Source organism: Rhodococcus sp. NPDC055024 (assembly GCF_053608585.1).
In genome coordinates this window covers 242,901-266,109 of the sequence record NZ_JBSGVT010000008.1, presented here as the reverse complement: position 1 = coordinate 266,109, position 23,209 = coordinate 242,901, and the positions used below count along the sequence as shown (strand labels likewise).

The 23,209-nt window shown below is 59.7% G+C and carries 26 protein-coding genes; 13 read left to right on the top strand and 13 right to left on the bottom strand.

All coding sequences use genetic code 11. The annotated features are described in order from the left end of the window. Positions 1–8 precede the first annotated feature (8 nt). The 3 genes from ACWF6P_RS19050 (at position 9) to ACWF6P_RS19040 (ending at position 1,743) form a co-directional block, all read left to right on the top strand. Positions 9–458: a winged helix-turn-helix transcriptional regulator gene (locus ACWF6P_RS19050; protein ID WP_452622067.1), complete on the top strand. Its 450-nt coding sequence runs from the start codon at positions 9–11 to the stop codon at positions 456–458. A 22-nt stretch (positions 459–480) separates the two neighbouring features. Next, positions 481–1,242 (top strand): pentapeptide repeat-containing protein, encoded by a 762-nt coding sequence (locus ACWF6P_RS19045; RefSeq protein WP_452622066.1) that lies wholly within the window; start codon positions 481–483, stop codon positions 1,240–1,242. A gap of 90 nt (positions 1,243–1,332) precedes the next feature. Further along, entirely contained in the window at positions 1,333–1,743 is a 411-nt protein-coding gene (locus tag ACWF6P_RS19040; RefSeq protein ID WP_452622065.1) for a hypothetical protein, read from the top strand. A gap of 14 nt (positions 1,744–1,757) precedes the next feature. On the opposite strand, the gene ACWF6P_RS19035 is transcribed toward ACWF6P_RS19040, so the two are convergent. From ACWF6P_RS19035 to ACWF6P_RS19005, 7 genes are all read right to left on the bottom strand, one after another. Beyond that, a complete protein-coding gene (locus ACWF6P_RS19035) occupies positions 1,758–2,177 on the bottom strand; it encodes an HtaA domain-containing protein (protein WP_452622085.1) in 420 nt (139 codons plus the stop codon). A 174-nt stretch (positions 2,178–2,351) separates the two neighbouring features. Further along, positions 2,352–2,984, bottom strand: coding sequence for a TetR/AcrR family transcriptional regulator (locus tag ACWF6P_RS19030; RefSeq protein ID WP_452622064.1), 633 nt, complete (start codon positions 2,982–2,984; stop codon positions 2,352–2,354). A 76-nt stretch (positions 2,985–3,060) separates the two neighbouring features. Next, positions 3,061–4,533, bottom strand: a complete 1,473-nt coding sequence (locus tag ACWF6P_RS19025) for an MFS transporter (protein ID WP_452622063.1) — start codon at positions 4,531–4,533, stop codon at positions 3,061–3,063. Between the two features lie 898 nt (positions 4,534–5,431). Continuing rightward, positions 5,432–5,980: a hypothetical protein gene (locus ACWF6P_RS19020; RefSeq protein ID WP_452622062.1), complete on the bottom strand. Its 549-nt coding sequence runs from the start codon at positions 5,978–5,980 to the stop codon at positions 5,432–5,434. Positions 5,981–6,033: 53 nt separating this feature from the next. Then, positions 6,034–6,918 (bottom strand): MBL fold metallo-hydrolase, encoded by an 885-nt coding sequence (locus tag ACWF6P_RS19015; protein ID WP_452622061.1) that lies wholly within the window; start codon positions 6,916–6,918, stop codon positions 6,034–6,036. Positions 6,919–7,085: 167 nt separating this feature from the next. Continuing rightward, complete coding sequence (locus tag ACWF6P_RS19010) at positions 7,086–8,366, bottom strand: wax ester/triacylglycerol synthase domain-containing protein (protein ID WP_452622060.1); 1,281 nt, start codon at positions 8,364–8,366, stop codon at positions 7,086–7,088. Between the two features lie 46 nt (positions 8,367–8,412). After that, the gene (locus ACWF6P_RS19005; RefSeq protein ID WP_452622059.1) at positions 8,413–10,077 is read right to left on the bottom strand and encodes a hypothetical protein; all 1,665 of its coding nucleotides are present in this window, start codon (positions 10,075–10,077) and stop codon (positions 8,413–8,415) included. Between the two features lie 210 nt (positions 10,078–10,287). Between ACWF6P_RS19005 and ACWF6P_RS19000 the strand changes: the two genes are divergently transcribed. After that, complete coding sequence (locus ACWF6P_RS19000) at positions 10,288–10,905, top strand: DUF1109 domain-containing protein (protein WP_452622058.1); 618 nt, start codon at positions 10,288–10,290, stop codon at positions 10,903–10,905. Between the two features lie 200 nt (positions 10,906–11,105). Continuing rightward, complete coding sequence (locus ACWF6P_RS18995; RefSeq protein WP_452622057.1) at positions 11,106–11,597, top strand: FBP domain-containing protein; 492 nt, start codon at positions 11,106–11,108, stop codon at positions 11,595–11,597. A gap of 147 nt (positions 11,598–11,744) precedes the next feature. On the opposite strand, the gene ACWF6P_RS18990 is transcribed toward ACWF6P_RS18995, so the two are convergent. The 4 genes from ACWF6P_RS18990 to ACWF6P_RS18975 all read right to left on the bottom strand — a co-directional run bounded on the left by ACWF6P_RS18990 (position 11,745) and on the right by ACWF6P_RS18975 (position 16,160). Beyond that, positions 11,745–12,485, bottom strand: a complete 741-nt coding sequence (locus ACWF6P_RS18990; protein WP_452622056.1) for an ABC transporter permease — start codon at positions 12,483–12,485, stop codon at positions 11,745–11,747. After that, entirely contained in the window at positions 12,482–13,417 is a 936-nt protein-coding gene (locus tag ACWF6P_RS18985) for an ABC transporter ATP-binding protein (protein ID WP_452622055.1), read from the bottom strand. Before ACWF6P_RS18985 ends, ACWF6P_RS18990 begins: the two co-directional genes overlap by 4 nt. Next, positions 13,417–13,776, bottom strand: a complete 360-nt coding sequence (locus ACWF6P_RS18980; RefSeq protein ID WP_378548251.1) for a GntR family transcriptional regulator — start codon at positions 13,774–13,776, stop codon at positions 13,417–13,419. Before ACWF6P_RS18980 ends, ACWF6P_RS18985 begins: the two co-directional genes overlap by 1 nt. A 779-nt stretch (positions 13,777–14,555) precedes the next feature. Then, positions 14,556–16,160: an MFS transporter gene (locus ACWF6P_RS18975; protein ID WP_452622054.1), complete on the bottom strand. Its 1,605-nt coding sequence runs from the start codon at positions 16,158–16,160 to the stop codon at positions 14,556–14,558. Positions 16,161–16,431: 271 nt separating this feature from the next. Between ACWF6P_RS18975 and ACWF6P_RS18970 the strand changes: the two genes are divergently transcribed. Together ACWF6P_RS18970 and ACWF6P_RS18965 are read left to right on the top strand one after the other, a co-directional pair. Beyond that, positions 16,432–16,830 carry a DUF7144 family membrane protein gene (locus ACWF6P_RS18970; protein ID WP_452622053.1) on the top strand — a complete coding sequence of 133 codons (399 nt, stop codon included), beginning with the start codon at positions 16,432–16,434 and terminating at the stop codon, positions 16,828–16,830. 373 nt (positions 16,831–17,203) lie between these two features. After that, the gene (locus ACWF6P_RS18965; protein WP_452622052.1) at positions 17,204–18,454 is read left to right on the top strand and encodes a tyrosine-type recombinase/integrase; all 1,251 of its coding nucleotides are present in this window, start codon (positions 17,204–17,206) and stop codon (positions 18,452–18,454) included. A gap of 65 nt (positions 18,455–18,519) precedes the next feature. Here the strand turns inward: ACWF6P_RS18965 and ACWF6P_RS18960 are convergent, their stop codons facing one another. Beyond that, positions 18,520–19,026 carry a hypothetical protein gene (locus ACWF6P_RS18960; RefSeq protein WP_452622051.1) on the bottom strand — a complete coding sequence of 169 codons (507 nt, stop codon included), beginning with the start codon at positions 19,024–19,026 and terminating at the stop codon, positions 18,520–18,522. Further along, the gene (locus ACWF6P_RS18955) at positions 19,026–19,436 is read right to left on the bottom strand and encodes a helix-turn-helix domain-containing protein (RefSeq protein ID WP_452622050.1); all 411 of its coding nucleotides are present in this window, start codon (positions 19,434–19,436) and stop codon (positions 19,026–19,028) included. The genes ACWF6P_RS18960 and ACWF6P_RS18955 overlap by 1 nt, the downstream gene beginning before the upstream one ends. A gap of 162 nt (positions 19,437–19,598) precedes the next feature. Between ACWF6P_RS18955 and ACWF6P_RS18950 the strand changes: the two genes are divergently transcribed. From ACWF6P_RS18950 to ACWF6P_RS18925, 6 genes are all read left to right on the top strand, one after another. Beyond that, positions 19,599–19,820 carry a helix-turn-helix domain-containing protein gene (locus ACWF6P_RS18950; protein WP_452622049.1) on the top strand — a complete coding sequence of 74 codons (222 nt, stop codon included), beginning with the start codon at positions 19,599–19,601 and terminating at the stop codon, positions 19,818–19,820. A gap of 41 nt (positions 19,821–19,861) precedes the next feature. Then, on the top strand, positions 19,862–20,290 hold the full coding sequence (locus ACWF6P_RS18945) for a hypothetical protein (RefSeq protein WP_452622048.1): 429 nt from the start codon (positions 19,862–19,864) through the stop codon (positions 20,288–20,290). Positions 20,291–20,630: 340 nt separating this feature from the next. After that, complete coding sequence (locus tag ACWF6P_RS18940) at positions 20,631–20,813, top strand: hypothetical protein (protein WP_452622047.1); 183 nt, start codon at positions 20,631–20,633, stop codon at positions 20,811–20,813. Beyond that, on the top strand, positions 20,810–21,763 hold the full coding sequence (locus ACWF6P_RS18935) for a hypothetical protein (protein WP_452622046.1): 954 nt from the start codon (positions 20,810–20,812) through the stop codon (positions 21,761–21,763). Before ACWF6P_RS18940 ends, ACWF6P_RS18935 begins: the two co-directional genes overlap by 4 nt. Next, a complete protein-coding gene (locus ACWF6P_RS18930) occupies positions 21,760–22,827 on the top strand; it encodes an AAA family ATPase (protein WP_452622045.1) in 1,068 nt (355 codons plus the stop codon). Before ACWF6P_RS18935 ends, ACWF6P_RS18930 begins: the two co-directional genes overlap by 4 nt. A 35-nt stretch (positions 22,828–22,862) precedes the next feature. Beyond that, positions 22,863–23,087 (top strand): hypothetical protein, encoded by a 225-nt coding sequence (locus ACWF6P_RS18925; RefSeq protein WP_452622044.1) that lies wholly within the window; start codon positions 22,863–22,865, stop codon positions 23,085–23,087. The last annotated feature ends 122 nt before the right edge of the window (positions 23,088–23,209 follow it).

Here is a 23,209-nt window from a genome sequence, read left to right as displayed (position 1 = left end):
GGAATTTGATGGCTGATCGCATGCAGTGGACGGACTCTCACTGCCCGGTGGCCAGAGCAGCCGACATCATCGGGGACCGCTGGTCGCTGCTGATCGTGCGAGATGCCTTCGACGGGGCGCGTAGATTCAGTCAGTTTCAGCGCAACCTCGGCATCGCGAAGAACATTCTGACCGACAGGCTGCGGAGCCTTGTCGAACAGGAAATCCTGGAGGTTCGAGCAAACGAACAGGGGACCAGGAACGAGTACGTCTTGACCGCACGTGGCGCGGATCTATTCATCGTGATCGTGAGTTTGCGTCAGTGGGGCGAGCGCCACGCGTTCGACGACGGTGAACCATTTTCGACGTTGATCGACGACACGACGGGAGATCCTGTGCCGACGCTGCGATTAGCCAATGCACAGGAAATCGAACTTGATGTGGCAAATACGCACGTACGGAAGGTCGATCTCGATTGATACTTCATTCAGCGGGACCGCTGTGAAGCGAACCGACATCAGTGTTCTGCGTCGCCGTTGGTCAGACGAGGATGTCGAGAAATTACGGGCAGAGTTGCTTGATCAGTCGCGGATCGTCAAGCCACCTCACGCGCTCACCTCGCCATGGACGGAGACTGCCGACGGGTTGGTGGATTTGCGTGGCCTGACGGCAGGTAGCGGTGGTATCGACATCAGATTCCTCACTCTGGAACGCATCGACCTGAGCTTCGTCAAGGGTGCACTGTCAGTCTTCGAGTCCGAACTATTCGACTGCCGTTTCGATTTCGCCATGTTGACCGGTCAGCCGCGCATCAATCGCAGATTCGAGCGGTGCAGTTTCCGCGGTGCCACGCTCTCCCGTCTGGCTCTGGGGCCGCAGATCGTCGATTGCGATTTCACCGGAGCGAAAGCACTGCGGCTCAGGTCAGTGCCCAATACTGTGTTCGAGCGCTGCATATTCGACGGCGCGGACCTGACCGGTGCGCAGTTCTCGGACACGTCTTTCGTAGATTGCACCTTCGGCGCCGCGCGATTCTCCCCATCCTCGAGCTTCCTGCGGTGCTCCTTCACCCGCACCGTCGTCGAGTTCTCCACCGCGCGGGTGTCGCGAACGACGAGCGACGGGCTCGAGGTGCCGGACCAGTGGGCGGGTGAAGCAGATGCGACCGTCGCGTTGGAGCAGTATGCCGCGGGCTACGCCCAAACAATTGACGCGGGAGAAGAGGGTGGAATGGGACTCGATCCCGAAACTCAGGATCGATAGTTCGAGTTGGAATCGGGGGAGCGTCGTCAGGTGATTTCGGCGAGCGCTTGCTCGAAGGCCAGGTCACAGATATGTCCTAGTGTTTCGACCATGGATACTCGCAGGATCTCGTTCAGAACGGTGTTCGGTGGGCCCTCGATACCGCCAGACTTCATCGAGGAGTTGGTTCGGCTCCGGAACCGAATGAGAAGTGTGGAGTTCCAGTACGACTTCGACCTGTTCGTCGTCGTTGGTGGAGACATCACCGTGGTGACCGACCCGACCGGACTTCGGGTTCCGCGCGTGTTTCTGGGGCGACGTACGACAACGGCGCAGATTCAGATGAACAGTGCCGACGTGATGAATGCTTCCGACCCGCGTGCATTCCTGTCCCAGACAATCCATTCGACCATGGTGGAATTGATCAGCCGAATCGCCGCCCGCGACAACGACTTCGACGCGGACGACGAACTGCGGAAGATCGAGTTCCTGGTCCTGGACGGTATCGGTGAGCCGCGGTGACCATCCTCATTCTGTCAGCGTGAGCCAACCCCGATTGTCAATGGCGAAAGCTTTGTTCCCGAAGGGTAATTGGCGCCGAACACCATCGAACCTGCGGCAGTTACCCGCACCTGGGCCTGCACGGCTGATTCTGAGTTCTCGACGCTGTCGAGGGTCGCAATCACGATGCGTTCCGACCCGTCAAGGGTCGTCCTGACGCTCAATTGCCCCTGCGCCTCGGTCAGGAGAACCTCGGGATCGGCGATGACGATATCCAGGAGTCCGTCGTGCGCGCGGAGGTGGATCTCGCCGCTGTACTGGGCGATCCGAGTCCCATCGGGTTCATGACGATCTGCGACGAATGGCCAGATCAGTTCGTCATTCTCCTCGACTACGGCAGACACATATGTAATCTCGCCAAGTGCTCGAACGTATTGCAGCAATGACTCTTTCACTGACCATCTCAGTGGTGTGACGTTTCTGTGCTTTGGTGTTTCCACAGTCTTCTCAATTCTTTTCTGCCGGCGGGTCGGCAACGATCGGCTCTCAACGCTAACCGGAGATTGGACCAAGCGGGGGCTGACATGGTCGGCTCCCGGTTCGGTCGAGTTTTTTTCTACAACTCGAGATTATGTTTCAGTAGAACTGCTGTTGAACTTGAGGCCGCCGAGAACGAGGTCGACCACTGATTCGATGTATTTATCCGCGCTGGATTCGAACTCTTTGATTTTAGACATCGGCGTCATCAGGAAACGGTGCTCGATTGTTCCTGCCACGGCATCGAGTATCAAAGCTGGTGATGTGCCTTTGGAAATCTCTCCGCGTTCGATTGCGCGAAATATGGTTTCCCGACCGCCAACGATACTTTCATTGCGGAATTCAGCGATGTCGCCCTCGAAGAGTTCTGGGAATATTTTAGCGTCGATCATGGCTCGCATTCGTGCCGAACCATGTTCGCCGAGCAACCGCTCTACCGTTACTTGGCCGATAGCGACCAGATCCCCGCGAAGGGTTCCGGTATCGAAGTCGGCCACGGACATTTTGCTGGATCGCAGCGCTGCTGTCATTATTTGTTCTTTTGTCTGCCATCGTCGATAGAGGGCTGCTTTTCCGACTTTGGCGTGTCGCGCAATCAAGTCCAGATTCAGCCTTGCCCATCCAAGATCGCCGTACAACTCCAGCGTCGCGGATAGAAGACGTGCTTCTATCTCTGGATCGCTTGGTCGCCCACGGCCAGACGGTTGCGGGATGGCGCGTGACATCGGCCTATCATGCCACGCGCCATCCCTTGCGGTGCCAGAGAATCCCCGTCTGACGGCGGAAATCTCGTAGGCAGTATCAGGATGATTCTCGGACCGGAATGTCGGCCACTTGCTCCGGCAGGTCCGGTTGGTAGGCCTTTCCGCCTAGCTTGTTGAGAAGTGGGACCAGCACAAAGATGAGAACACCCACGCCGATGCAGGCGGACCAGATCGTCAGGAACGCAGTCTCACTGGGAATTTTCGACCCACTGATCACCATGCCGGACATGATCGCAGCGCACATCGCTCCAGCGGCTGCCCCGGCTACCGTTCGAGAGGTGTTGTACAGAGCGCCCGCGATCCCGGAGTCTTCCGGGCGTGCGCGAGAAATTACAAGTGCGGGAAGCAGTGCAACGAATAGTCCGATTCCGGTACCGCCGATCAATCCCATCGAAATGAAGCCCGTCAGACTGTGTCGAAATACGATCAACCCTCCAAACCAAATGGAAATCAGAAGAGCCGACATCTGCAGCACCGTTCGAGTCCCGAATCGTCGCGCGAGGCTGTCGGCGAGCGACGACGAAATCATGATGGCGAGGGGTACTGGGGTTATCGCGAGTCCGATGCCCATCGAGTCGAGGCCAAATCCGTAGCCGACGATCTCGGGTTTGGATGCAAAATACAGTGTAGAAACAGTGGCGGCTCCGTAGAACTGCAATCCGAATAATGCTGTCAGTCCTAGAAGGAATCCGACTCCTCCCTTCGTCAACAATGTCAAGTCGACCAACGGGTTGCTGATTTTCTTCTCGAGTACAACAAACGCGACAAGTAGTGCCAAGCCGCCGCCAATTGACATCAGGGTCGTTGTAGAGGTCCACCCCAGTTTGCTTCCATTGCTTATCCCGACGAGGAAGGCCGCGAGGCCGGTACCCAGTATTGCCGCACCTGTCCAGTCGATGGACCCTGTCGCACGAGTGGTGGTTTCGGGCACAAACCTGGCAATGGTCACAAGGCTTGCCAGTACCAGTGCGGCAGGCACGAAGAGGACAAGAGTCAGGTCGGCATGAGCTCCGAGGACTCCGACCAAAAGGTTCCCCGCCGCTCCTCCGGCACCAAGGCACCCGACAAGTATTCCGATTGCGCGTCCTGAACTGGCGCCCGCTCGTTCTCGGAGAATTGCCAACTCGAGTGGGAGCAGTGCCCCCAGCGTTCCTTGGATGATTCTGCCCAACAAGAAGATTCCAAATGATGGTGCTATCGCTGTCAGGAGCGTTCCGACGGTCACTGTGCCAAGGACAAATAGGACCATGCGCCGGTGGCCGTATCTGTCGCCCAGTTTGGCCAACACGGGTACGCAGATGACGGTCGAAAGTAGGTATGAAGCCAGTACCCAGTTGAGTTGCGCTGGATTGACGTCGAGCCTCTGTCCAATTTGCGGTATGAGTGGTATGTACCACGACTGCAGCATTCCGCTGGTGACTTCGGAAAATGCGAGGAAGCCAACGGCTGCGAGTCCTCCGACTTGGCGTGGGGACACCGCAAGGTTCGACTGAATGTTCGGTTCGGTCACTGGCACCCCTTGGTGGCGTATTCATTGCTGGTTGGGTTGCTAGGCATCGGTTCTCGCGTCCTTCTTATCGGGATTCGGAAGTAGGTAGAATTAGAGACGACTATCGTCCGCTGAACAGTATTGAGTGGGTTGCGGATGTGTCAAGGCTCACAATGTTGTTACCGGGAGGTAGTCAATGCAGTTGGTCGAACGGCAGAATCCTGACGGCCGGACATGCGTTCACTTCGCCGGGATTACGGCAGGGTGAGGGTGTTCCACGAGTTCGTGTCACGGATCATCTGTCGGTCGTGAGTGGACACCACAACGGCCGCATCAGTCGCGTCGAGAGTCGGATGGAGGGCAACGACACTACCGTGCCGGCGGACACGACTCGGTCGGAGGCCAATTTGTCTGTGTACGAACGGAAATGCTCTCCAACCTTGCACTGCTGGGGGAGGGGAGATTTGTGAACAAGAGTCAAGACGGAAGAGGCGTTGGTTCGGGTTGCTGCGCTGATTTGTGGGCTGGTCTCGAATCGAAAGACGCCTCGGATCAGTCTCGGCGCCTGTCAGAAGTCATCTTCTGCAATCGCTTTCATGGGGGCATTGACACGAGGCGACCTCGACGGCCACACAATTGAGGGGACCGACGAGGCCGGTAACCGTCGTAAGATCACTGACGTTTACATTTCTACCGTACGTGTCACGATTGGCCGGCGTCGGATAGCTTCGTCCTGATTGTGTGAGTGTTTCGTCCTGCTTCGCCCATTTCGGACGATTCTTCGTCTCGCGCCGATTGGTGCCCCGGCGTCGGTGTTGAGGATTTCGAGTTCTGAGGGGCGGGGACCTCGTAGATGTAGAGCCAGTGTCTCGAGTGACAGCGGGTGAGGGAGGGGTCAATCCCTGTCGGCACCGCTGTCTCAGATGTTACTGAGGTCGGAGATCACCTGATCCAGCGCGCCGGTACGGCCCGGTGTGACTACTTTCTGGAATATCGTCAGCACGCATTCGTCGAGGGCATCGGCCAGCGACACAGTTTTCCGAGTGACGTTGTTTCGGTTGGACCAGCGCCCGCGGGCCATATGTGCGAGAGCGATTCCGTCGCGCAGGGCCGTCGCTCTCCGGCTCGAGGAATGCGTGAAGATGTACGTCCGACCGGAGATGTCGACCTCACATCGCTTGTTCTTTCTGCGCATGGCCCCGCGCTTCTCATCAGTCACGGTTCCGATCGTTCCGTCGGCCAAGTGAAGTGTTGCGGGGTGACCTTTGCGGAACGTGAGTACATGTCGGTCTCGATCGGCAACCGACGATTTCGGCTTCCGTCTACCGGGAGTTCGATCGCCCTCGTCCGGGTGCCTGGGGGACACTTTGCCGTACAGACTTCCCGCTGGATCGAAAATGGCTACGGCAGAGCCATCTTCGGCAAGCTTGACGAACCATCCGACTTCCGTGGAACTGTCCCAATTCATGTCGACGATTATCCTACGAGTGATCGTTGAACGGCGCGCTGCCTGCTCGAACGTCAGAGGGCACGCCGGAACACCTTGTCTTCGTCTGTGGTGACGGCGCCGGAGGCGATGAGTCGTTCGAGGTGCAGCTGTGCTGTTCGTCGTTCGACTGCGTCGACGTAAGGGGCGGCGACGTGGGGGCGGTAGACGAGTCGATGGGCGACGATGTCTTCCAAGCGTTTTGGTTCACTGAGGAATCGAACGAGACGTTCTTCACGGCTGAGCAGTTTCTCACGGTAGGCGGTCAACCGGCGACGGAACTCGTCGCTGCCCTCGACCACGCCTTTCTGGTGGAAAGTTCCGTACCAGCGTGCGTCGATCATTGCGACGTGGTCGATGGAGTCGAGGAAGTCGTTGACGCTGCTACCCAGATCGCCGTACATCGGGCCGAAGGAGGTGAGGTCGATGTCGGCGACGTAGAAGAAGCCGTCGGGTTCGACGAGTACACCGCAGTGCCCGCGCGTATGCCCCGGCAAATGAATGACCGTCGCCGTGCGGTCACCGAGCTCGAAGATGTGGCCGTCCGCGATCCCCGCCACGTTCTCGTGCATCGGAGGTATGCCGTACTGCGTTGCTATCGATAGTCGGACCTCTGCTCGTTCGTCTGCGCGGAGGCCGTAGTTGTCGAGCAATGTTTCGAGTGATGCGACCGAGGGCGCGTCGAGGTGGTGTGCGAACGTCGGCACGTCGAAATGATGGAGGCCGGCGATGTGATCCTCGTGGCCGTGGCTGATGAACGCCAGGTCTGCACCTACGGGATCTCGGTCGAGGGAGAGTGAGGGGTCGATGACGAGAGTGCTTTCGGATCCGTGCACCACCACGGTGTTTCCGTAGGGGACGGCACCACCGTTCTCTGGAACCAATACCGACACCTTGCCGAATTCTGCAGGTGTGAACATCTTTCGCCTCCCTCGTGACGATCGTGTCGTGATGACACCGGCTTGCCGGCTCGTCTGACTCGAGTTGTAGTCGAGACCTCTCGACAGTATCCGTCGTCCAAGCGGCGGGGTAAATCGGATAGCGGCTCGATGGCATTGTGATCCACGAAATCCTCGGTTAGATCCAGTCAGGTTGCGGTGCTGGCTATTTCGTTGAGAGTCCGTTCGACGGCTTGTGCGATCCTGTGTGCAGGAGGGAGATGCTCGGCATCTGTCTGGATTCCGATCCAGAATCTGTCGTTGTAGGACGCTGCGGTGAATCCGACTCGAACATTGCCGGCCAACGGGCCCAACGGCCAGAGTTCGACGAGCGTTGCCCCGTCGAGCGTGAGCGGGCCACGCGGTCCGTGGACATTGGACACCACTGCACCGATCATGTGCTGGCGCTTCGCGAGCCTGTCGAAAATGCGGGCCATACGTGGTGACCGAAATGTTGTTCCCGCTGCGCGTGCGGACGGCTTTGCCGCAGCGGTTTGCTTCGCGACGATCGCGACGGCGCGTTCTCGGTCGGTTTCGAGAAGTGGGAGGTCGATGATCATGAACCCGACGGCATTGCGTGCGTCACCGATCGCGCTGACTGCGACGGGGACCGACACCGCGATCGACTTGGGAATGTGTTCACCGCAATCTTCGAGGATGAATCGCAGTCCGGCGCCCGCAGCAACGAGATAGGCGTCGTTCAATGTGCCTCCAGCCTTTTGCGCACCACGCTCGATCAACGAGGTGCCGACGTTGACGGACGAGATCGATCTCGTGGGGCCGATGGTGCCCAGGAGCGCCCGCGACCGGATCGGCCGGTGTAGGAACGTCCCCATTCGAAATCGGAGAAGATCCCCGGGGCTGGCTTTCTTCTGATCGCGGAGTTCGAGAGTCGGACGGATCTTCGTCCTTGGTGAGTTGCCCGTGCTTGGTTGTTTTGTCGGTGGAGCCGAGGTGAAGAGTCGTTCGAAAAGCTCGCTGGCTCTGGCACCGTCGAGTACCGCGTGATGGACTCGGATGACGATGCCGCACTGCCCCGGTCGAGCTGCGGGAACCACTGCGATGTGCCACAGGGGTCGGGAGGGGGCGAGGGGCAGCATCACGAGTCGACTGCAGATCGCTTCGAAGTCGGGTTCGGTGGGACCGCGTTCGTCCAGTGAGACATGGAGGTCGACGTCGATGTCGTTGTCAGTCCACCACCATGACCCATTCCGCATGATCGGTCGCTGCCGAAGTAACGGCTCCTTGGCGATGTGAGCGGCGAGTGTGCCATGAAGACGCGCAAGATCTGGTCGACCGTCGCGATCGACGAAGCCACCCGGAGAAAGCAGTCCGGCAATAGTGACGAGGTACGGCTGGACGTGCACGCCGAGCTGGAAGCTAGCAGCGTCGACGGGGGATACCGGCACGTCGCGTGTGGTTTCGACCATCTGCTGAGCCTAATCGAGTCGACAGGGAGGACGGCGCTGGTTTCGGCTAGCGGATCACCAAGTCATGGTCGGTGGCGCTGAGCGTGATCGCCGCAATGTGATTGCCGCGCATCCAGTCCTGTACGAACGCGTCCAGAGCGGGGTTCGATGCCCGATCCGCAAACGCGTCCGACGGAATTTCGATTGCCCCGACGAGGTGGCGCGGATCGGCGTCGAGGCCGGACGAGCGGGGAGTCATCCGTAGCCCGTCGGCGGTGTGCAGGACGACCGGAAGGACCGTGCCATCCGGTGCAGTCACGGTCGCGGTCCGGCTAGTGGCGACCGGGTCGAAGTGGTCCACGTCCAGTCGGTATCCGGAGGGCTGTGCGTGCTGGCCGATCGCGTCGAGTAGGCGCGGGTCCACCACAGAGTAGGGAAACCCGATGTCGATCAGAGTCTGACCGTCGATGGCACCGTTGCGGGCGGGCAGTGTCGTGGACAGGTGCCAGGGTGCGGTGGGGGACAGTGTGTCGGTCGAACGGTCTGTCGGCGAGTTCTCGACCGACATGCCGAGGAGGGCCGCGCCGGTCGGTGTGAAGTCCCAGTCGCCGCCGACGAGATCCTTGTGCCAGAAACCGGATTCGGCGCCGCGGAGGCCCTCGACGCGCAACTCCCGCCGGTTCGGGCCAGGACCGAGGGAGTGCACACTGATCGCGGATGTGACGTCACCGGGAATCTTGGGTTGGTGCACCCAGTCCGGCGCCGGCAGTTGGATCGCGGCGGTACTGCGGTCGAGGGTTTCGGCGACGAGGTTGGGTGCGCTGGGCTTGCCCGACTGGTCATCCCAGCTGTAGCGGAAGAAGATCGAGTCAGAACCCGAAGAGTCGAAATCAAATGTGCGGGTGTACATGTCGCCGTACTTGTTCATCACGAAGGTGGTTGACCCGGCCGCCGACAAGGACTCGGCCTGGAACCGTCCGCCGAGCGGACCGCCGATCTCGTAGCTGTCGTCGTTGGGCAGCCACGGGTCCGCGTAGGTTATTCGGCTGCCGTCCCCGGTCAACGTGGGGATCATCGTCATCTTGGCGAGTCCGACGAAGTGAATCCGTCCTGCGACGTCGGTGAAAGTTTGGTTGTCCCACGGCGACGAGACGCTCAGTGCCCACCCGTTCGGGCGGTCTCCGGGGAGTTGTCGGCCGGGACCGCTCCACAGAGGTGCACCCCATGCCGAGGTCCAGTTCCACACCAGCGGATCCTGGGATGCGTTGTCCATCGTGTAGATCCAGCCGTTGTCGTCGACCGCGACGAGTTCGTCGTCGTCCAGTGATATCCCGACCAGTCGGCCGCGCAGGCACTCCGGCATCGGCACGAAACGCCACGGTTCAGCCGTTGATGCGCCTGGCTCTCGGGGCCGAGTGAGTAAGTCGTGGTCGACGAGCGCGAAGTCCCAGAAACGATTGAACTGGGTAATTGGCGTGCGGATCTCGACCGAGCCGGGGGCGGTTGAGCTGGTGAATGCCGGTAGGTTTGCCAACCCGGCTCGACCTCCACCAGAGGGCGCACCTGGTGGCAGTTGGGCGGTTCCGAATGGTATGCAACTGGCCGGTCCGGGTTCGGTGGGCGCGGCGGCGGCGAGGGGAGTGGACCACAGCAGGGCGGCGGAGAGGAGGATGCCGACGCTCAGTAGTCGCGATCGGCGCGGTTGCGAAACTCCACTGTCGGTGTCGTTCACCGTCTGATTGTCGCACGATTCGCATTATTTGCTCGAATTATGAGTATTGTCCATGTTTGCCGATTGGCGCAGAGTGCCGATCGGTGTGCTCGGAATTCTTTTGATGGTTGGAGAGATTGTCCTGCAAGTGCTTTCGGAGGAATCGTCAGACCACTCCGTAGGTTTACCGTTCAGATGAGGCTTGCCATCACCGGCAGATACGGTGGGGTGATGAGAAGGCCGAAGTCGTTGGGTGAATGGTTGGTAGCTGATCCTCCGGCGTCCGCCAAGCCCCCAGGGCCGATTCTTCTTGCCTTCACCGTTGTTCCGCTTGTTGCGTTGATCTGCGAGCATTACGGTTGGTGGCCTTCGCCGTTCGGGGAGTACAGATGGTTGGATCCCTTCCTCGTCAGCGCTGCGGCTCTGCTCATCTTGATCGTGGTCGGTCTGGTGTGGGCGATCCGCACCCTCTATGTCCTTGGCCAAGACCGACGGTGGTCGTGGTCGATCCTGCCCTCTCCGATCGCCGTTATCGCTGCAGTCGCTCTGGTGTTGTTGATGCCACCGGCTACTTTCCTCGACAAGAGCGGAGAGTTCGAGACCATCGCGATTGGTCTTCTGGAGCAGCCTGAATCGACCGTGGAAAAGCTCGAGATCGGCCAGTTCGATATCAGTAGAGCCCATGTTGTGCGTCCCGATGAGGTCTACTTCATCGACGACAAAAGCATGTTCATCACCTCGAGTGGGTGGGTGTACTCGCCCAGCGGCCCACCATCGGGGTTCGATGATTTCTCCGCAACTCACCTCGGTGGACCTTGGTACGAGTTCACGGCGGTATGGCGTGACTGATAAATCGAGTGGCCTGTAACGCAGACCTGTAGCTACCATCGCGGTGTGGATACGTACACGGTGAAGCCCTATGGGCGTGAGGGGGTTGTCGGCGTCGCCTTCGCCGGCAACAGATAGCGCATTTCAGGCCCGACAGCACTTGGTGCTGGTCGGGCTATGAGCTGTACCCACCTTCACCGAGCCACGATTGGTATACACCCATGATCATTTTGACCGATACATCGATCCGTTCCAGCCTCGTCAACGCGAGTCGTAAGGAGAAGTCCGATCTCACCCTGCCGGACCGCTTCGACACCATCGACTTCGACGCTATCGATTTCCTGGGCTGGCGAGATCCGAAAATGGGCCGACGCGCCTACGCTATCGTCCCGGCACTCGACGGGGAGACCATCGGAGTCTTGCTCGTTCAAGCGGAGGCCACTCCGCGGTCGCGCGCCCAGTGTTCCTGGTGCCGAGACACGCGACTTCCCAACGAGGTCGTCTTCTACGGCGCCAAGTTGGCCGGGCCTGCTGGTCGACGCGGCAGCACAGTCGGAACGCTGATCTGCCGAGACTTCCAGTGCTCGGCCAATGTTCGCAACGACCCCCCGCTCCCTTATACCGGCTACGATGCCGCGGCTGCGCGCCAGGATCGGAAAGATGAACTGGTGCTGCGGGCTTCGAGTTTTGTCGAGCGGGTTGCTCGGCAGTAGAGCGGACCAAATCGGGGACGAGATAGCACCCTGTTGCGACGCTCGTCCCCTTCCCGGCTCAGGGAGGGGGACGAGCTGCCTAGACGGTTTTGATCCGAGGAGCAATCCCAGACGGCGCGACATGTGGCGTCGCACATGATTCCGCGGTCACGGCGTTGCGCGACGCAACGTCGCCCAGGCTCCGGCGATGCACGCGATGGCAAGGGCCAAGGGGAGTAGTGCTATTGGGACCACTCGGGGAGTATCGACAAACCACGAACCGATCGCCGGCCACCAACCAGCCCACGTGACAAGGATCGCTGACAAGCCGAGCAAGCCGAAAAGCCCGGTGAGGGAGGCGAGTAGGCCGGTGGTTCTCCACCGCTGGTAGATAGCACCTGTCAGCATTGCGATCGAACTGGTCAGCAGCAGCGTCGCGAACAGTGCGAGCAACTGTACGGCGGTGTTGTCGGTGAAATAGCGTGCGATGCCGAACATGCGCATGTGCACACCCCAGCCGTTGGTGGCGGACTCCACCACGGACAGCAGTTGCAGCGCGGTAGCGAAGACTGCGGACTGTGCCAGCGCGATTACCGTGGTGGCAGTGAAGAACTCGCGGCGAGTCACGCTCAGTCCGAGCGCGAACGGGAACGTCTGGGTCATCGACTGGAGGTAGAACGCCAAGACGAAACCGTATACGGAGAACACGCTGCCGGTGAACCCCTCACCCTCATCGTTCCGGACGATCGCGTAGATGGTGAAGCTGATCAGGAACGATATCAACAGGATGCCCACCGGCCAGGCGATCAGCAACGGCCACGCGACCGTGTGCAGTTGTAGGACGGAACCGATCCTGGACCGGGTGGGCGCCTTCGAGACCGTCCGTGGCGATGTCGTTGCGTTGCTCATACGGTGATCTCCTTGCGCTGAGTCGTGGTCGCGATGACAAGTTCCTGTAAAGACGCCGGTTCCACTGCGACACCCGCCTCCCGAAGTCGGTTTCGGTTGGTGTCTGTCAGATGGGCCTGCAACGTGATTCGGCTGTGGGCGCCCAGCGTCTCCCGGTGCAGGACGGTGCCGGACGTGGCAACAGCATCCACCGCGTCCAAGGGGCCGGTTACCACTACTGCGCGGCTTCGCAGTGTGTCCGCATCCTCGTCGACGACAATCCGGCCGGCGTCGACGACGATCACGTGCTCGAGCAGATTCGCTACCTCGTCGATCAGGTGAGTCGAAAGCACTACAGTGCGAGGATGTTCGGCGTAGTCGGCCAGTAGGCGGTCGTAGAACAGTTGGCGCGCAACCGCATCGAGACCGAGATATGGCTCGTCGAAAAGCGTCAGGGGTGCGCGGGAGGCAAGTCCGATGATTACCCCCAACGCCGACCGCATGCCGCGTGAAAGCTTCTTCACCTTGCGGCACAGGGGAAGTTGGAAGTCCTCGAGCAGTGTCTCGGCGAACGCGTGGTCCCAATGCGGGAGAAGATGGCCGGCGGCGACGAGTACGTGCTTGACCTTGAGGTCTTCGGGGTACGTCTGGCTTTCCTTGACGAAGCACACGTTCGCCAGTACGTCGGCATTCTCGAACGGGGCAGCCCCGAATACCTTGACGTCGCCGCTGGTGTGCAGGTCCTGCCCGGTCAGTATCTGCATGATCGTCGTCTTGCCTGCGCCGTTGCGGCCGAGCAGGCCGTAGATCTTGTTGCGGCTGATCTCGAACGAGACGTCCGCGAGCGCGTCGACGTCTCCGTACTTTCTGTCCACGGAGCGCATCGAGGCGATGAGTTCAGTTTCGTCGAAACGCCTGACATGGGGCTCGGTCGTTGTCGTGCTTGCGTTCATCAGTCCGCCTTCCTGTCGTCCAGCATGGATTTGAGTTCGTCGAGGGAAATTTGGAGGCGGTCCGCCTCCGCGACCAGAGGCTCGATGTACTGGCGCGCGAACGCTTCTCGGCGTCTGAACCTGAGTGCGTCGCGGGCGCCGACAGTGACAAACATTCCGATTCCCCGTTTCTTGTAGAGAATCCCCTCGCCCACGAGTTGATTGAGGCCCTTGGCTGCGGTGGCCGGATTGATCCGGTGGAAGGCCGCCAGTTCGTTCGTCGACGGCACCTGCCCGTCCTCGGGCAGCGAGCCGTCGACGATCGAGCTCTCGATCTGCTCGGCGATCTGCTGGAACAGTGGTCGTCCGTCGTCGATCACGATGATCGACGCTCGGTGTTCACTGGTTCATTACTCATGTAATGAACCATAGAACGTCGTGGGGCATGTTGGCAATGAGATCGCGGAAACTGGCATCGATGACTTGGGTCTCCGAGCGCTGCCCATCGGGACATTCACCGAGGCGACAGCGGTGGACAGTTCTGCTCGTGGGGGCATTCCGCATGGACGCTGTAGATGGGGAGTTCACCACTCGTTGGCGCGAACACCCGTCATCATCGGCAACCCGCCACCCAACGTGAAGTAGGCGAATTTAGAAGCCTCGGCTTCCGGTCGTAACCCGCAGTCGTAGAACAGAAGCCGGACCGCACGCCGCGGTCGGGCTGTTTTTCGTCACCCCAAAGACGGAGTCGTATCCACCGCAAGTAGGGACTTAGCGCCCCGTTTTGGTGTTTCTGTACTGATTCGCAATCCCGATACGTACGCTTCCGGCCAGGGAATCGGACACTCGACCAGCAGGGGTATCTATGCCGAATGTGACCGTGAAATTCGGGGGTTCAGACCCGGAAACAGCAGACCTTGCACGCCGGGCACTGCAACCAGTACTCGACAGCATCTACCGCACATACCGCAGGAAACCGCTCCCATTCGTCGAAGCCGCACTGAAACGCGCAGGCCGAGGAAGCTTCTCACAAGCAGGAATTGAACGATTCGCCAATTACATTTCAAGAGGAGACCGACCGATCCTCACCAAATAGTGGCCAAGGGTTTCATTCGGCGGCAGCTGATTTGAGAGCTTTCGGCTCCGGAGATGTCGAGTGTCAGAGCACATCCGGCTCGTCGCCGGAAGCCGTCGACGGGGTTTCCGGGATCCGGATCATCCGAAACGAATTGAACACCCCGACGAGGCCGGCGAGGAGGGGAATGAGAAGCGCGACCTGAAGCGCGAGAGGTCTTGTGTCGGTGTTGATGCGGATGATTTCGTTCTGAATTTCCGGAGGCTGGTTGACGAGTAGTTGTTCGAGCTGGGTGTTGCTCATGACTTCGGCATCGTCTTCGAGTACTTGCGCCACCTGCTGCTGCTCTGCCTGGGGGAGCACGCTGCTCGATTGCGCCATGGTGGTGAAAGTGATCGAGAGTGTCGCCAACATGATGGCGCCGGCGAATGCCAACCCGAATGACAATCCGAAGGACCCGGCCGCGGAATTGACGCCGGCAGCTTCGCTGATCCGCTGCTCCTCGATCGGGGCGAGTGTGTAGTTGTTGAGTTGAGAGACCAACAATCCCAACCCTGATCCCGCGATCAGCAGGGGGATTATCAGGCCCCAGCCGAACTCTGCCCGTGGCACGATCGGGATCAACGCCACGATTCCGATCGTGAGCAGTACGAAACCCCACCTGATGATTTTGCTCGGGCGCCGATCACCCGCCTTCTTCGCCGCAAGCAACGCCACTGCGAACATACTCAGGGAGAGGGGCGCGAGAGACAAACCTGCTTGCATGGCGTTGTACTCGAGCACCATTTGCAGGTAGATCGGCAGCGCGATCATCGTGCCACCCAGGGCTATTTGTTGGAGCATCTGTCCGGAGATGCCCAGCCGGAAGATCTTGGAGCGGAACAATTCCGGATCCAGCAGTGTCGGCCCTCCTCGGCGTTTGCGCCGCACGAGCCAGTACGCCAACAACGCCAGTGCAATCGCCCCAACCGCCAGCAGCGCACCAACGGCTTCACCGCCTTCCTGCCAGACCAGGATTCCCAACACGATCCCGCCCATACCCAGAACGGACAGGACCGCACCCACCAGATCGATGCCGGTAGGGCCCGTGTACGGCACATCGCGGACCAGCTTGATGCCGGAGAGGACGACCGCGATGACGACGACCTCGAGCACGAAACCGACGCGCCACGAGAGATAGGTGGTGATGAATCCTCCGAGTAGCGGTCCGACGGCGGCGGCAATCGCTGCCGCTGCACCGACCAAGGCGTAGACCTTCTTCTGCTCTGTTCCTTCGAAGTTGCCGTGGATGAGGGATTGCATTGCGGGCAGCAGGAGGGAGGCGCCGATCCCACCGAGCACTGCCCAGAAGATGACGATTGCGGTCAAGGACTGCGCAAACGCCATTGCCGAGGCACCGATGGCGTAGCCCAGGAGGCCTAGCACATAGGCCCGTTTGCGCCCGATGAGATCGCCGACTTTGCCTCCGATCAGAATGAATGCCGCGGATACCAGTGCTTCGAGTGCGATCGCCGCCTGGACGCCGCTCACTGTCGTGTGGAGGTCGCGGACGACGGAGGAGATCGAGACATTCATCAGTGATGTGTCGACGACGAGAACGAACATCGCCATCGCGAGCAGGAGGGCGAGCAGGCGTGGCGGACCGGCTGCCTGCTCGGCGGTGCTTTCGGTTGTCGGTTCCTCAGTCATGACGGATTAGCTGCCTCCGTAGTTAAGACACTCTCCCCGCAGAGTTCCACCTCGCGACGAGTCCCAATCTGCGCTCGCCCGTGGATGCCTGCGGTATCAGAGCGAACGTGCGGAGCGCCTGTGAACGACCCGACATCGCCGTGGTCGAGGGCCGCATGAGGCTGTCGACTTCGCGCCCCGCGATTGAGGACCGAGCAGCGGGTATCCACCCGTCGTGACCCTAGGGCAGGGGCACCCGACCGATTCGCACGTGAGACCTCGAGGGGCGGCTATGTCCGAGAAAATTCTGGTCCAGCAAAGTGTGGCAAAGGGAGCGACGATGGGCGGTGCGGTACTTCTCGTCACTGTCGGCGTGCTCGAGTTCTTACAAGGTGTCTCCGCGATAGCGAAGGACGAAGTGTTCGTCGTAGGTCCCGGTTACTCCTACCAATTCAATCTCACTGCGTGGGGGTGGATCCATCTTGTACTAGGTGTCGTCGTCGTGGTGGTCGGCGCCAGTTTGTTCACGGGGTCGATTTGGTCCCGGGTGGGCGCTTTGGTGATCTGCGGTGTGTCGGTTCTCGTCAATTTCTTGTGGTTGCCCTACTACCCGTGGTGGGCGACGATCATCATCGCGCTCAATGTTTTCGTGATCTGGGCGGTCACGACCTGGAATCGCGAGATCATCTGAGGCGCAACGCTGTGGGCACCTCGTTTGTATGTACACGTGTTCGAGAGTGTATGTACACGTGTTCGAGAGTTCGAAGTGCTCGGAGAATCATCGACACCGGCTTCGGACGCCTGATCAAGCAGAAATCGCCTATCGGAAGGAACTACGGATCGAATAGGTGAACTCAACAGTGCTTGATGGGCGAGAACCCTGTGGAGCCGATGACGGGAATCGAACCCGCGTATTCAGCTTGGGAAGCTGTCTAGAATCGCGTAATGACCATGCGATACGCAGGAAATAGCCAGTTGTCGCCCAATTAGAGTGCGTTCTAGTACGCAATCGTGCGATACTGTTTGCTGCCAGAACTGCTGCCACCAAAACTGCCAGGAGAATCATGCCGGAACGACTCAGTGACGCGAAGCCGTACAAGACTAAAGATGGTCGATGGCGAGCTGTTTTCAACCTCGGGCACAACCCGGATGGCACTCCCATCCGTCGGTACGCCTCAGGTCGCACTCGAAATGAGTGCATTGACAACCGCAATGAACTGAGAACCAAGCTTGAATCCGGCGATCTGTCGTCACCGAATAAGATAACCGTTGCTCAGTGGATGGAAGAGTGGCTGAACGATATCGCCAAACCTCGACTCCGGCCGCGGGTTTGGGAGACCTACAAATCCACAGTGAAATGCAACATCGTTCCTCATATCGGCGCACGCAAACTGAAGGACCTGACACCGACCGATGTCCGAACAATGCACAAAGCTGTAGCCAAGGCCGGTAAATCATCCCGCACCGTCGAAATAGCGCACAACACCTTGTCAAAGGCGCTGAGTGACGCGATCAAGAACCATAAGACCACCGGCATCAAAGAGAACGTCTGCGATCTAGTCGACAAGCCGAGAGTGGCATCCAAGAGTCGCGGCGCACTAACAGCAGAACAAGCACGCACGCTCCTAACCGTTTCCGCTGACACGAACGATCCAATGGTGTCGAGGTGGGCGACCGCACTCATGACCGGCGCGCGACAAGGCGAAGTTCTCGCGCTGCAGTGGGACCGGATCGACTTCGACAACAACCTCATCGACTTCTGTTGGCAATTGCAGGACATCCCGAAGAGACATGGATGCGGAGACATATCCGTCAAAGGCAACTACCCATGTGGGAAGAATCCCAAGCGACCATCAACCTGCCCCCAATCGACATGGGATGTCGAGCCAGGCTTCGAGTTGATTCCACTCGGCTCTGGCCGGCGCTGCATGGTGAAGCCGAAGACACCCAAGTCGATCCGTGTGATCCCTATGATCCCGCCACTGGCAGCGGCCCTTCGACAGCACAGGGACTCCGCGGAACCGAATCCGTACAACCTCGTGTGGGTGAGCGAACAGATTCGACCCGTTGCCACACGCGAAGACGAGGAAGCCTGGGATGACGCTCTGTCTCGCGCCGAACTACCGTCGATTGCATTGCACGCGGCCCGCCACACCACCGCGACGCTTCTGCTCGAAGCTGGCGTCGATCCGATGGTGATCGCACAGATCCTCGGCCACGTCTCCATCCTGACAACTCAGATGTACGCGCACGTCGATCAAACCCTCGCCCGAGCGGCGCTCGGCAAGCTCGACAAACTGATCCAAATCGCCTGACTTACAAAATTGCCCCCAACTGTCCGGGAATTCCGGACAGTTGGGGGCTTCTTTTGTGTTCTATATCAGGCGATCTTCCGGGCTTGCGTCCTTCGGAAGCGCTTCTGCGATTCGAGATCAACGACGACACATCGAAACTCTTGAACCTCGTTGGAATCCGGCCAGGAAACCTGACTCCACAAGCGCGCTGCGAGTTCCGAGTCCAATCCGGCGAGTCCGCTAATTCTGTTGCTCAAGGCCTGAACAGTCACGCCCAGCATCGCAGCGGCGCAGTGAGCAGACTTCGATTCGTGCAGTGCGATTTCCATCAGGCGCAGGTTCGGAATCAAGTGCGTAGCTGCGACCTGATCGGCCTCCGCGCAATCGTCAACACTGCGCATCAACGCGTGGAATCGTAAATGCGTTTCACCATAGTCGCGTTGCGGAGCGGACATCGTATGGTCGAGAAGAATTGCAGCCTGGTCGGCAACGTAGTAACCGCCACCCTCTGCCTCGCCTCGTACTGATACGTAGTCGACGCTGATATGCCTGTCATCGCCTAGGGGACGGACGTGGTGAGGTCGTGCGTTCATCAGACTGTTCCTTTGGTCGATCGGATGGTGTTGACGAGGGCTTGGATCTTCTCGATCTCGTCGTCCGACAAGCCGCTGGCGTCGATTGACTTCGAGATGATTGGTTTAACCGTATCGGAGCGAGAGTTCGGCGTCAGGTGTTTCCCAGCAGCGCTTCGTAATTGGTTTGGGTCTAGGCCGAGCGCGAGCGCGATTCTGTCGAGGGTGTCTTCGGTAGGGGCGGGCCAGCGCCGTTCTTCGGATCCCGGTATCGCGATACCGTTCTCGATTCCTCGCACAGTAGGTTCTTTGATTCCGGCGGCGCGCGCGAGTGCATACCGGCTGAGGTTCTTCTCGGCGCGGGTTTTCGCCACTAACTCTCCGAGCGCTTCTGCGCCGGTCTTGCTCTCGTCGGGTTTCCTCTTGGCCATGCGTAACAGTATGAGGTTGGTCCGGTGAAGTGTCCAACGACCTGCACATTCTGTGCGTATCAGGCGGTCGAACGTGCGCTACAGGCCGTTTCCGTTGGTTGGCATACGAAATGATACGCATCGACTGTTGACATAGCGCGAATCATTACGTAACTTAGGGATATGCCAGAGACAGGAACCAACCACATCGATCCAGAAGAACTTCGAATCGCATACTCCGACAAAACACTTGCCGCAGCGCTGGGGGTGTCAAAGGACATGGTCTTCAAAGCCCGTCATGCCGGCCAACTCAAGGCTTACAAGATCGGCGGCTGTGTCCGGATACTCCGAGAAGACGCCCACGAGTGGTACACCGCGACACCGTGGGAACCGTCGGCCGCATAGCAAGTGCAACTCAGCCCGACCCATCTATCGAAGGAATTGACATGGCTCTCGATCCGATCACCTTCAGCTATCCGACGCAGTTCGAGGACGACGACAGCATCATCACTTTCATCGGCAACACGCAGGCCAATGACAAGGGCATCGAAGTTCAGGTGTGGCGCTGGAACGAACCTACCGAACCCGTACGCATCACGATGAACCTGGATCTGATCGAGGCCACCGGATTCTCCGAGTCGATCATCGAACTCGATCAGCAGCAGGCACAGGAGCTTCGGGTTGCGCTTCGTCAGGACGACCTCGGGATGCGATGGCTGCTCCAGTTCGCCGCAAAGGAAGCTTGCGAGGCCTCGATTCACTGCGCCGCACTGATCGCGTTGCTGGCCAGCTCACCGGCGGTGAACGCGAAACTTCGTGATCTCGTGGACGGCGCACTGATAGCCATGAGTGAGCACGCGCAGATTCCGGCGTGACATGGCGAAAGCATCGAACGCTGAAATGACTGAACCGTGCCGGTGCAACACACCGCAAATGATGGATTACGCAACGCTTTCCCGCGAATACTGCATCGGGTTACGCACATCGAAGCGGCTAGTCGCCGAAGGTCACCTTCGTGCATATCGAACTGGCCCAACCGGGGTCCACGTTCGCATCAATTGCTGCGATGCGTTCGCATACTTCCACTCGACACCGTGGGAACCGAAAACCGTCTAACTCGCTGCCAGGCGAATCGAACCAACCAACAAAAGTGCCCGACCCACCTCTGCCAGGAGGAAATCAGGGTCGGGCGTGCACGAAAGGAACCAACCAAACATGCCCCTCGACAATACCGCACTCGGTTTGACCGAGAAGGACTTGGAGCAGGACTACGACGACATCCCCACTTGGGCGCTTGCCGTTGTAGCGGTCGTCGGACTCGGCGCCCTGTACGCCACCGTCTACATCGCACTCCACATCGCACTCCACATCGCAGTCACCCTCGGGTGGCACGCATGACCACCATCGCAGCCATCATCGAACCCGGCACCAAGCCGTGGCAGCTCACAATCTCCGCATCCAAAGTCCCCAAGATTTACGGCGTCGCCGGCGACTGGGGCGGACCCCGAAGCGTGTACGAACCGATGCGCGCAGCCCTCATGAATGAACCGTTCGACGACGAACCGTCTTCTCAGATCCAACGCGATGGGCACTTCCTCGAACCAGCCGTCCGGGCAATGTGGCATGACCGCAACCCCGAGCTGATCCTTCACGGCGAGGAAATCCAGTTCGTCACCGACGCATTCGGATTCCCCGCAATGGCAACGCCCGACGATCTAGCAACCCTGCCTGACGGGGAGCGCGTCACCGTTCAGTTGAAGACCGACCGCCACGGGTTCAAATTCGGGAAACCGGGCACCGACGAGATTCCACTCGTCTACTACGTGCAAGTCTTGTGGGAACTGCACGTTGCCCGCCAGACGGACCCGACGATCACCCGCGCATTCGTCGTCGTGGGGACGCCCTACTACGGCATTGCGGTGTACATCGTCCACTACAACGCGGAGCAAGCCGCGGCCCTCGAAGCGGTGTGCCTCGACTTCTACGTCAACAACGTGCTCGCAGGCGTGCCGCCGGCGGCCGACGGATCGAAGGGTGACTACGACATCATTCGTCGCCAGCATCCGGAGATTGAAGCGGACAGCAAGTGGGAGATCCATCCGCAGCTTGCGATCGATTTGGTCACGGCGCAGGGCGATGCGAAAACGGTTGACTCGCGGATCAATAAGGCGAAGTCCGACATTCTCGACCGCGTCGGCAACGCGAAAGAAGTGTGGTGCGGAGGGCAGAAGATCGCCCAGCGCCAACCCACCAAAAAGGGTGTCGCACTCTACCCAGCGCGCAAAGACGTGGACCTCGACAAGCTCCACGCACATCTCATCGACTTCGAAAGCGGGACAGCAGCATGACAACGATCAAGACACGCAAGCCGACCGGCGCTGTACCGTGGCCGCTGGTACTCGTCGAAGGCCCCGAGAAGACTGGAAAGTCCTGGGCGCTCGCAGAGTTCACCGGATCGAAGAGGGTAGGGCAGTCGTACTGGCTGGATCTCGGCGAAGGCGCGGCCGACGAGTACGCAGCCATCGAAGGGGCGGACTACCTCGTCCTCGAACACGACGGAACGTGGCGCGACATTCACGGCCAGGTCGCGGCAGTTCGCCAAGAAGCTCAGCGCGCACACGACGCCGGCGAGAAGCCAGTTGTCTTGCTCATCGACTCCATGAGTGCCGAATGGGACATGCTCAAAGACTGGGTCGGCAGCCGCGCGCGGCAATCGAACTACGCCAAGAAGCAACTCAAAGATGATCCGGACGCGGAAATCAAGCCCGCCATGAATCTCTGGAATGACGCGAACGAGCGCCACAACAGGCTCATGCACATGTTGATGACGTTTCCCGGCATCGTCGTCGTCACGGCCCGCGGGAAAATGGTCGCCTCGCTCGACAAGAATGGTCGACCGATTCCGAATGAGAAGGAATACAAGGTCGAAGGTCACAAGAACCTCGCCTTCGATGTGTCGGCGTGGGTACGCCTTTCGCGTGACGAAGCGCCCAAGATTGTCGGCATTCGCTCGGTGAATCACGGACTTCGGCCTGGCGTCGACAAAGCAAAACCCGCACCGCAGTTCACCCTGGACTGGCTGATCTTCGACGCGCTGCAGTGTGATCCAAAGACCGCGAAAGTTCGAGAGCTGCAAGCGTTGGACTCGACGCCTGATCCGGCGCCGGAACAGACTGCGCAGCAGTCGCGGTCGGCTGCGGATCGGTTTGGCGCGCAGCAGGCTGAGGGGGCGCAGGTGACGGCGGAGGGGTTGGTCACGAAGGCTCGTGCCGCGGACAGCATCAAGGCGCTGGGGGAGTTGTGGGGTCAGGTGAAGTTCCTGCCCGAGTCGAAACGTGAAGCGGTGTACAGCCTCATTCGGGAACTGAAGGCAGACATGACCGCTTTGGCTGCAGCATCGGAGGCGAGCTGATGGCCGCGGGACCGGGGATCCGGCACAGGCGGCGCATGGAATACGCTCCCGGGCACCGGCTGTGGTCGAACTGCGAGTACTGCGGGAAGCGCACGTTCGAGAAGAAGGCGCACGCGAAGCTGGCGCGCAAGCAGGTTCGCGATGCTCCGCGCGGTGTGTATCAGTGCGAGTCCGGTTCCGGCTGGCACTTTGGGAGGCTTCCCGCCGCGGTGAAAACCGGGGACACCACGCGAAGTGAGCATTACGGTGACGTGGCATGACAACTGTTGAACGAACGTCCAAAACCGCCGTCACCCCACTGTCCGCTGACCAGGACCAGAACCAGCCATCCTGTTCAGTTGGCGTCTTCCACGACACCCAATGGCCACCCTGCAACAACAAA